Raw genomic sequence first — 9365 nt, forward strand, 5'->3', positions numbered from 1 at the left:
TGAACGGAGGTGACGATGAACCCGGACGTCGTGGTCATGGGCGCTGGCATCATCGGGGCCGCGTGCGCCCAGGCGCTGAAGGCACGCGGGCTCGACGTTCTCGTCATCGACCGCCACGGACCGGCCTCGGGCACCAGCGCGGCCGGTGAGGGCAACGTCCTGGTCAGCGACAAGGAGCCGGGTCCGGAGCTGGAGCTCGCCAAGGCCAGCCGGGAGCTGTGGCCGGAGCTGGCCGAGCTCGCCGCACCGGCCGGAGACTTCGAGTGGGAGGAAAAGGGCGGACTGGTCGTCGCCACGACACCGGACGCGGCCGAGCCCCTCAAAGCCTTCGCCGCCAAGCAGCGGGCGGCGGGCGTCGACGCCTGCGAGCTGACCACCGCGGAAGCCCTCGACCAGGAGCCGCACCTCAACCCGGAGATCACCGCCGCCGTCCACTACCTGCAGGACGCGCAGCTCAACCCGGTGAAGGCCACGAGAACCCTGCTGCGCGGCATCAGGTTCACCCACGCCGAGGTGTCCACAACGGACGGCCGTTCGGTCACCACGAACACCGGCGTGATCAGCTGCGGCGCGGTCGTCAACGCCACCGGGCCGTGGGCCGGGAACTTCGGTGTCAACGTGCTGCCGCGGCGCGGTGTGGTGCTGGTGACCACGCCGATCCCCGGCACGATCCGGCACAAGGTCTACGACGCGGACTACGTCGGCGCGGTCGCGAGCGGCGACGCGGACCTGCAGACGTCCGGCGTCGTCGAGTCGACCCAGGCCGGCACCGTGCTGATCGGGTCGAGCCGCCAGCGCAAGGGCTTCGACGACACGATCGAGAGCAAGGTGCTGAAAGCATTGGCACGCAAAGCGATCGCGCTCTTCCCCATGCTCGGCGGCGTCCCGGTCATGCGCGCGTACGGCGGCTTCCGCCCGTACGCGCCGGATCACCTGCCGATCATCGGCGAGGACCCGCGTACACCCGGTCTGTGGCACGCCACCGGGCACGAGGGCGCGGGCGTCGGCCTCGCCCCGGCGACCGGACGCCTGCTCGCCGACCTGCTCACCGGCGCCGGACCCTGGATCGATCCCCACCCGTTCCGCGTCGACCGCCCCGAGGTGATGGTGTGAAGGTGACCTTCAACGGCCTCCAGCGCGATGCCGCCCACGTCGCGGAACTGTTGCCCGGCAGGTTCTTCTGCGGCATCGGCGTGTGCTTCGGCTGCGTCGCCGAGATCAACGGCGTGCCCGAGGTCCGCGCGTGCCGCCACCAGCTGCGCGACGGCGACGTGATCAGGACCCAAAAATGAACACAGCCACGAGGATCGTCGTCGTGGGCGCGGGACCGGCCGGGATGGCCGCCGCCAGAACCGCCGCCGACGCGGGCGCCGAGGTCACGATGGTCGACTCGGAACCGGAGGCGGGCGGCCAGTACCTGCGCGGCCGCGCCAGGTTCGAACACAGCGGGGTGACCCACCTCAAGAACACCGAGGCCTGGCTCGTCGAGGACGGCACCCTGCACCTGCGCGGTCCGAAACAGCTGCGCTTCGACGCGCTGATCATCGCCACCGGCGCCTACGACCGGCCGCTGCCCTTCCCCGGCTGGGACGGCCCCGGCGTGATCACCGCAGGCGCCGCCCAGGCGTTGGCCAAGCAGGGCGTCACCCTCGCCGAACGCGTGATCGTCACCGGCACGGGCCCGTTCCTGTTGCCGGTCGCGACCGCGCTGCGGGACCTCGGCGCCACGCTCGTCGGCGTCTACGAGGCGTCCTCCCCCACCAGGTGGCTGCGCGAGGCCAGAGCGATCACCGCCAACCGGCACAAGATCGGTGAGCTCGCGAGCTACCGCAAAGTGCTGACACATCTGGAAACCCGCACAGCGGTCATCGCCAAGCACGGCGACCGGGTCACCGTCGCCAAGCTCGACCGGCACTGGCGCCCGGTCAGCCACCGCACTGAGCACGCCGACCTGGTCTGCGTCGGCTACGGCTTCCTCCCCCGCACCGACCTGGTGCCGAACGCCAAGCGCACCAACGACTTCCTCGACGTGGACGAACTCCAGCGGACGTCGGTCGAGAACGTCTACGCGGCCGGCGAGGTGACCGGCATCGGCGGCGCGGACCTGGCCGAGGCAGAGGGCGTCGTCGCCGGAGCCGCCGCTGCACGTCAGGATCCGCCCCGCGAGGCCGTCGAGGCCGTGCGCAGGGGCCGGTTGTTCGCCGGGGCGCTGGCCAGGGCGCACGAGGTCCAGCCCGGCTGGCAGACGTGGCTCAGCCCGGACACCACGGTGTGCCGGTGCGAGAAGGTCACCCTCGACGACCTCACCCTCGGAACCGACGGCGGCGCGACCAGCATGCGCGAGCTGAAACTCACCAGCCGGGTCGCGCTGGGCCGCTGCCAGGGCCGCATCTGCGCCCGCAACGCCGCCGAGCTGACCGGCGTCCCGTTCGACGGCCAACGCCGCGTGATCGCGGTCCCGATCCCCCTTGGCGAACTCGCCGAACTCCCGGAGGACAAGCAATGACCGAACGTCTCGACGGCGTCATCGTCGCCACCGCACTCCCCTACGCCGCGGACGCCAGTGCACCCGCGGGGCTCAGGCCCGACCTGGAGAAGTTCGCCGAGCACTGCCGGTGGGTCGTCGAGAACGGCTGCCGCGGCGTCGGCCCCAACGGTTCGCTGGGCGAGTACTCGTCGCTGACCGACGCGGAACGCCGTGAGGTCGCCCAGACCGCCATCGCGGCCGTCAAGGGCAGTGACGTCAAGAACAGGGGCATCGCAGTGATCGGCGTGCACGGCGTCGGCGCCCACCAGGCCCGGCACTGGGCCGAGCTCGCGGCCGAGGACGGCGCGGACGGCGTGCTGTGCCTGCCGCCGACCATGTACCGGGCCAACCGGACCGAGGTCGTGCACCACTTCCGCGAGGTCGCGAAGGCCGGGCTGCCGATCATGGTCTACAACAACCCGATCGACACCAAGGTCGACCTCACGCCGGACCTGCTCGCCGAGCTCGGCCAGATCGAGAACGTCGTGGCCGTGAAGGAGTTCTCCGGCGACGTCCGGCGCGTCCTGGAGATCAAGGCCGCCGCCCCGCACCTCACCGTCGTGGCCGGCGCGGACGACGTCGTGCTGGAGAGCCTGCTGATGGGCGCGACGGGCTGGTTCGCGGGCTACCCCAACGTGTTCCCCGCCGAGTGCACCGAGCTGTTCAACCTGGCGCTGGCGGGCAAGCTGGAGGAAGCGCGGTCGCTGTACGAACGGCTCGTGCCCGCTTTCCGCTGGGACTCGCGCACCGAGTTCGTGCAGGCGATCAAGCTCTCGATGGACTTCGTCGGCCGCTACGGCGGTCCGTGCCGTCCCCCGCGCGGCCCGTTGTCGCAGGCCCAGATCGACCAGGTGAACGCCGACATGAAGCTGGCCACCTCATGAGGTTCGCCAAGTACTTCAGCGCGGTCGACTCGCACACCGAGGGCATGCCGACGCGCGTGATCACGGGCGGCGTCGGCGTGATCCCCGGCGAGACCATGGCCGAGAAGCGCCTGAACTTCATCAAGAACCACGACCACATCCGCAGGTTCCTGGTGAACGAACCGCGCGGGCACGCGGCGATGAGCGGTGCGATCCTGCAGCCGCCGACCCGCCAGGACGCCGACTGGGGCGTGCTCTACATCGAGGTGTCCGGTTGCCTGCCGATGTGCGGGCACGGCACGATCGGCGTCGCGACCGTGCTGGTGGAGACCGGCATGGTCGAGGTGACCGAACCCGTCACGACGGTGCGCCTCGACACCCCGGCCGGGCTGGTGCTCGCCGACTACGACACCCGCACGAAGCTCGTGACGATCCGCAACGTCCCGTCGTACGCGCACGAGCTGGACGCCGTCATGGACGTGCCGGGGCTGGGCGAGGTGCGCTACGACATGGCGTACGGCGGCAACTTCTACGCGATCCTGCCGCTCGCGGATCTCGGCATTCCGTTCGATCGAACGGAAAAGGATCGAATCCTGGCCGCCGGACTGTCCATCATGGACCGGATCAACGCGGTGAACCGCCCGGTGCACCCGGTGGACCCGGCGATCGGCGGCTGCAAGCACGTGCAGTTCACCGCGCCCGGCGAGGACGGCGCTCATTCGCGCAACGCGATGGCGATCCACCCCGGCTGGTTCGACCGTTCCCCGTGCGGCACGGGCACTTCCGCCCGGATGGCCCAGCTGCACGCCCGCGGCGAACTCGGCATCGGTGCGGACTTCGTCAACGAGTCGTTCATCGGCACCAGGTTCGTCGGCCGGTTGCTGGAAGAGGTCCCGCTCGGTGACCGGACCGCCGTCGTGCCCACAGTGGCCGGTCGCGCGTGGATCACCGGGATGGGCCAGTACCTCCTCGACGCCACCGATCCGTTCCCGGAAGGTTTCTCGCTGTAGTCGATACCCTCTGCGGCGTGACTACGCCCAGCCTGGAAGCGTTGCTGCAAGTCGGACCGTTCCACTCGGCTCTGCGCGCGGCCATCCGCCGCCGCGGGCTGACGCTGGAACGGCTCCGGCTACGCCTGGCGCAGCAGGACGTGGCGGTGGCGCTGTCGACGTTGAGCGACTGGCAGCAGGGCCGGGTGCGGCCGGTGTCGCCGAAGTCGCTCAAGGCGGTGTCGGTGCTGGAGGAACTGCTGGAGGTGCCGTCCCGCTCGCTGCTCAGCCTGCTGGAGCACACGGGCCCGAGCGGCTGGCCGGACGTCGTCCCCGGCATGATGCCCGGCTTCAACACCTACGACCTGGAGATCGTCTCCCGGCACGACAGGGTGTTCGTGGACGCCGAACGGCACGCGTCACGCGTCCACGTGCGGATGGTCGTCCGCGCACGCCAGGACGGTGTCGACCGCTTCTACGCGCACTACTTCCGCGACGACTCGGTGGAGGCGTCGGAGGTGTGGCACGAACCCGTCCGCAACTGCCGTATCGGCCGGTCCGCGCGTAACGAGGCCGAACGCCTGACGGTCGACGAGCTGTTGTTCGACAAGCCGTTGGTGTCCGGTGAGACGTGGGTGTTCGAGTTCGTGGTCCATGACCCCACACGGCTGGACAGCCTCGAATACGCACACGGCGTGCGGTGCTTCATCGCGCAGAGCCTGATCGAGGTGCACTTCGACCCGGCGGCACTGCCCACCGACCCGCACGTCTACCTCCAGGACTGGCAGGAATCCGAGCCGCACCGGACGATCGACCTCACGCTCGACCACACGAACTCGGTGCACCACTTCGAGGCGAACGTGTCCGTGAACTGGGTCGGCATCCGCTGGAAGTGGTCCTGAGGAGGCTTGCGTGCTCACCACCGACTTCGTCCCGGGAGCTCCGAACTGGATCGACCTGGGCAGCCCGGAGCGGGACCGCTGTCCGAGCCGGGCGCGGCGTCGGCGTGGACGATCTACTTCGCCTCACCGGACGCCGAGGCCACGACCCGCGCGGTGACCGCGGCCGGCGGTGCGGTGCGGCGGAGCCGTTCGACGTCTTCATCAGCGGGCGGATGGCCCAGCTGACCGACCCTCGCGGCGCGGAGTTCGCCGTGTGGCAGGCCGGTGATCTGCTCGGGGTCGACGCGGTGTCGTCGGTGGGAGCGCTGACGTGGACCGAGTTGCACTCCCCCGACACCGAGGTGTCGTCGTTCTACCGCACCGTGTTCGGGTGGGGCGTCGTCACGATCGAGGGCGCTCCCGGCTCGTTCTACCGGCCGGCGGGCACGGGTGCGGGACGGTTGTGCGGCGCGGTGGTCCCCGACGCGGCAACCTCGTATTCGTCCGCCTACTGGCTGCCGTACTTCGAGGTGGCCGATCCGGATCAGGCCGCTGCGGGGGCCGACGTGGTGGTCGAACCCTATGAGCTGGACGGAATCGGCCGGATCGCGGTGCTCGCTGATCCGTTCGGAGCCCGGTTCGGCGTCATGCGTTCCGTTACCTCCTGAAGCCTCCCCAAATCGGGAATCGCCAGCTAGCGTGCGCTGGTGCAGTTGCCGTGGAGAGCCGCGCCCAGGGCAGCGCTGTCGAGCCCGCTCACGTTGCTGGTGAGCATCGCGACGACGTTGCTGCTGGGCTTCGTGGTGGCCGCGGCCGTGCTGCACTCGTCCGCCGCCGGCAGCGCCGCTCTTGCCTATCAGCAGAGCCGGATCTGCCCGGATTCCGTGCACCCGTCGCTGGACGGCGACAAGCTACCGCTGGCCACCGCCGCCACGATGTCCGCACGCAGCCCGGTGGGCGCGGTCTACACGCGCATCGGGCGCCCCGACTTCAACGGCCTCGCGACCTACGGCCGGTTCGGATACCGCCCGCAGGCCCTGTCGCACCTGACCGTGGTCGACGGCGGCGGCACCGGGCTGTGGGTGCCGCAGACGATCGCCACGGCCGCACGGGTGCGCGTGGGTGACCGGCTGACCGGGTCGCCGCTGACGGTCACCGCGATCTACGCCGATCTCGCGTACCCCGTGTCCGGGTTCTGGTGTTCCGAGGCGAAGACGGTCGTGCCGAACCCGCTGGGCGGTGACGGCGCCAGCACGTCGGTGATCTGGGTGCCGCAGATGTCCGACCTCTCGTCGCTGCCGCCGGAGTTCTCGTCCGACGCCTCGGTGTCGCTGCGGTTCCCGACGCCGCCGCTGTCGACCCTCGACGAAGCGGAGGCGTTGCGGGACAAGGGGAACGCCTCCATCTCGGCGCTCGCTCCGCCGCTGACCCGGAGCGACGTGCTGTCGTCCGCGATCACCGCCGCCCGCACGTCCGAACGCAACGTGTCGTCCGCACTGCTGCCGTTGGTGATCATCAGCGTGCTGGTCGGGCTCGCCGGGGTCGGCACGGTGACCGTGCAGTGGGCTCAGCGCCGGCATTCCGAGCTGCGGCTGCTGTGGGTGCGCGGGGCGAGCCCGCTCGCGCTCGGGCTCCGCGGTGTTCTCGAACTGGGGCTGCCGCTGATGCTGGGCGGCCTGCTGGGGTTGGTGACCGCTCGGCTGCTGTTGCCGCTGTACGCGCCGGACGTTGCGTTGGCCCCTGGGACGCTCTGGGTGGCGTTGGGCTTCGTCCTGGCTGTGGTGGTCGCGTCGTTGGCCGTGACCGTCCTGATGGCTTCGTGGCGGACGCACCGGACGTTCCAGCGGCGCGCACGGTCGTGGCGGCTCTCTCTCGTGCCGTGGGAGCTGGTCGTCGCTGTTTTGGCCGTGCTGGCACGGGTTCGCCTGTCCCGCAACGGGTTGGGCACCGTCGTGAAGTCCAGTGAACTGCCGACGATCGACGTCGCCGCGCTGACCTTCCCGCTGCTCGTGGTGCTGGCCACCGCACTGTTCGCGACCCGGCTGCTGCGGTGGTCCCTCGGCTGGTCGCACCGGGTGCAGTGGTGGCAGGTGCCCGCCGCCCAGCTGGCGTTGCGCCGGCTGGCGGCCGCGGTGGGGCCCGCGACCGGCGTGCTGCTGGTGGGCGTGCTGGCGGTCGGCACCATCGCGGTGGGCAGCGCCGTGGCGGGTGCCCAGCGGTCGGCGCTGGACTCGAAGTCGGGCGTGTTCGTCGGCGCCAACAGCACGGTGCAGGTGTCGCAGGACATCGCGCTGGGCCGGGTGGCGTTGCCGTCGTCGTTGCAGGGCAACACAACTCTCGTCGGCGTGAGCACCGGTGCGCTGGTGGTGGATCCGGCGACGTTCACCGACGCGGCCGTGGTTGACGACGCCGCTTCGGTGCGCTCTCTGCTCTCCTCGCTGCGCCGGACCGGTGAGATCGCTCCCGCGCTGCGCATCGGCCGGTCGGCGAACCAGGAGATCCAGATCGCCGGGCTGCCGTTGTTGAAGCCGGTGGCGTCGCTGCCCTCGTTCCCGAAGCTGGGCACGCGCGGCTACGTGGTGCCGAGGGACTCCGTGCCGGCCGTCGAGCAGGTGGGGTCGTGGCACCTCTGGTCGTCGTTGCCGTTGTCCGCGCTGACTTCTTCGTTGCAGGCCGCGGGCATCCACTACACGAACGTCGCTGACCGCGGCCGGGTGCTCGACGGCCTGCCGTTCCTGACCGTGGAGTGGACGTTCGCCTTCGTGACCGCGATCGGCATCGTGCTCGCCGTGGTCGCCGCGGTCGCCCTGCTGCTGGCCGTCGAGGTGCGACGCCGCCAGAACGCCGTCTCCGGCGCGTTGTCGACCCGGATGGGCCTGCGACCGTCCGTGCTGTGGTCCAGCCACCTGATGGAGGTCGGCGCGCTGGCACTGCTGGCTCTCACGGCCGGTGTGCCGGCGTCGTTCGTGAGCGCCGGTTTCGCCGTGCCGCGCCTGGATCCCGCGCCGTGGCTGAACCCGGCGCCGATCCTGCCGGACCTCACCGGCCTGCTGGGGTCACTGGTGCTGGGCGGCCTCGCGGTGGTCGTCGTGGCGGCTTGGCTGGCGTTGCGCGGTGCCCGCACCGCGCGGATGGGAGAGCTGCTCCGGTGATCCGTGCTTGTGGCGTCGGGGTGTCCTACGGTTCCGTGCGCGCCGTCTCGGACGTGTCACTGACCCTCGCCCCCGGCCTCACCGTGCTGTCCGGGCCGTCCGGCTCGGGCAAGTCGACGCTGCTGCGAGTGCTGTCGCTGGTCGAACGGCCCTCCGCGGGCGAGGTGTTCGTGCGGGACGTGGCGACGTCGTCGATGTCCTGGGCGGCCCTGCGTTCCTTGCGGCGCAAGGAGATCGCGGTGGTGTTCCAGAACCCGGCGGACAACCTGATCGGGCACCTGACCGTGGGTGAGAACCTGCGCGCGGCCGGGGCTCGCGACCTGACGCTGCTGGACCGGCTGGGCTTGGCCGGGTCCGGCACGTGGCGGATCGGCGCGTTGTCCGGCGGGCAACAACAGCGGCTGGCGTTCGCGTGTGCGCTGGCACGCGGGGCTTCCGTCGTCGTGGCCGACGAACCGACTTCTCAGCTCGACGTCCGGTCAGCCGACCTGGTGCTGGAGACCCTGTCGTCCTTGCCGGTGCCGGCGCTGGTGGCGTCGCACGATCCGCGGCTGGTCGCGTTGGCGGACGTGTGCATCCCACTGGCCGCGTCATGATCCAGGCTTGTGGGGTCCACCGGGCGTTCGGTGGGATCTCCGTGCTGCGGGGCGTCGATCTGGCGGTGTCCGCCGGGGAGCTCGTGACGCTGAGCGGGCCGTCCGGGTCGGGCAAGACCGCGTTGCTGTCCTTGTTGTGCGGCTTCGACTTCCCGGACAGCGGGTCGGTGCTGCCCGGGCCGGCTTCGTGGTCCGCGTGCGCGGTGTTGCCGCAGTCTCTCGGGCTGGCGTCCGAGCTGACGCTGGAGGAGAACGTCGCGTTGCCGTTGCGGCTGGCGGGGCGGGAGGTCTCCGGGGTCGGCGCGTTGCTGGCGGAGCTGGGGATCGGGGAGCTGGGGGCGCGGTATCCGGGGCAGG

At 70.9% G+C, this 9365-nt stretch carries 10 protein-coding genes; all 10 read left to right on the forward strand.

Annotated features, from left to right (window positions below; translation table 11 throughout):
- Positions 1 to 15: 15 nt before the first annotated feature.
- Positions 16 to 1113, forward strand: a complete 1098-nt coding sequence (locus B0F77_RS34655; protein ID WP_086667265.1) for an NAD(P)/FAD-dependent oxidoreductase — start codon at positions 16 to 18, stop codon at positions 1111 to 1113.
- A complete protein-coding gene (locus B0F77_RS50740) occupies positions 1110 to 1292 on the forward strand; it encodes a 2Fe-2S iron-sulfur cluster-binding protein (RefSeq protein ID WP_342746867.1) in 183 nt (60 codons plus the stop codon). Before B0F77_RS34655 ends, B0F77_RS50740 begins: the two co-directional genes overlap by 4 nt.
- Complete coding sequence (locus B0F77_RS34665) at positions 1289 to 2506, forward strand: FAD-dependent oxidoreductase (protein ID WP_086667258.1); 1218 nt, start codon at positions 1289 to 1291, stop codon at positions 2504 to 2506. Before B0F77_RS50740 ends, B0F77_RS34665 begins: the two co-directional genes overlap by 4 nt.
- On the forward strand, positions 2503 to 3411 hold the full coding sequence (locus B0F77_RS34670; protein WP_086667259.1) for a dihydrodipicolinate synthase family protein: 909 nt from the start codon (positions 2503 to 2505) through the stop codon (positions 3409 to 3411). The genes B0F77_RS34665 and B0F77_RS34670 overlap by 4 nt, the downstream gene beginning before the upstream one ends.
- Positions 3408 to 4400, forward strand: coding sequence for a proline racemase family protein (locus tag B0F77_RS34675; protein ID WP_086667260.1), 993 nt, complete (start codon positions 3408 to 3410; stop codon positions 4398 to 4400). The genes B0F77_RS34670 and B0F77_RS34675 overlap by 4 nt, the downstream gene beginning before the upstream one ends.
- A gap of 17 nt (positions 4401 to 4417) precedes the next feature.
- A complete protein-coding gene (locus B0F77_RS34680; protein ID WP_086667261.1) occupies positions 4418 to 5281 on the forward strand; it encodes a hypothetical protein in 864 nt (287 codons plus the stop codon).
- A gap of 104 nt (positions 5282 to 5385) precedes the next feature.
- Complete coding sequence (locus B0F77_RS34685; protein ID WP_211294194.1) at positions 5386 to 5928, forward strand: VOC family protein; 543 nt, start codon at positions 5386 to 5388, stop codon at positions 5926 to 5928.
- 39 nt (positions 5929 to 5967) lie between these two features.
- Positions 5968 to 8412, forward strand: a complete 2445-nt coding sequence (locus B0F77_RS34690) for an ABC transporter permease (RefSeq protein ID WP_143467043.1) — start codon at positions 5968 to 5970, stop codon at positions 8410 to 8412.
- Positions 8409 to 9008 (forward strand): ABC transporter ATP-binding protein, encoded by a 600-nt coding sequence (locus tag B0F77_RS34695; RefSeq protein WP_086667263.1) that lies wholly within the window; start codon positions 8409 to 8411, stop codon positions 9006 to 9008. The genes B0F77_RS34690 and B0F77_RS34695 overlap by 4 nt, the downstream gene beginning before the upstream one ends.
- Positions 9005 to 9365: ATP-binding cassette domain-containing protein (locus tag B0F77_RS34700; protein ID WP_143467044.1), on the forward strand; the 361-nt coding region annotated here is incomplete at its 3' end. The genes B0F77_RS34695 and B0F77_RS34700, both read left to right, overlap by 4 nt.

It is taken from the genome of Lentzea kentuckyensis (assembly GCF_002150765.1).
Lineage (GTDB): Bacteria > Actinomycetota > Actinomycetes > Mycobacteriales > Pseudonocardiaceae > Lentzea > Lentzea kentuckyensis.

Coding starts and splice junctions, on each gene's coding strand:
- B0F77_RS34655 (WP_086667265.1), top strand. CDS start 16: ATGAACCCGGACGTCGTGGTCATGGGCGCTGGCATCATCGGGGCCGCG.
- B0F77_RS34665 (WP_086667258.1), top strand. CDS start 1,289: ATGAACACAGCCACGAGGATCGTCGTCGTGGGCGCGGGACCGGCCGGG.
- B0F77_RS34670 (WP_086667259.1), top strand. CDS start 2,503: ATGACCGAACGTCTCGACGGCGTCATCGTCGCCACCGCACTCCCCTAC.
- B0F77_RS34675 (WP_086667260.1), top strand. CDS start 3,408: ATGAGGTTCGCCAAGTACTTCAGCGCGGTCGACTCGCACACCGAGGGC.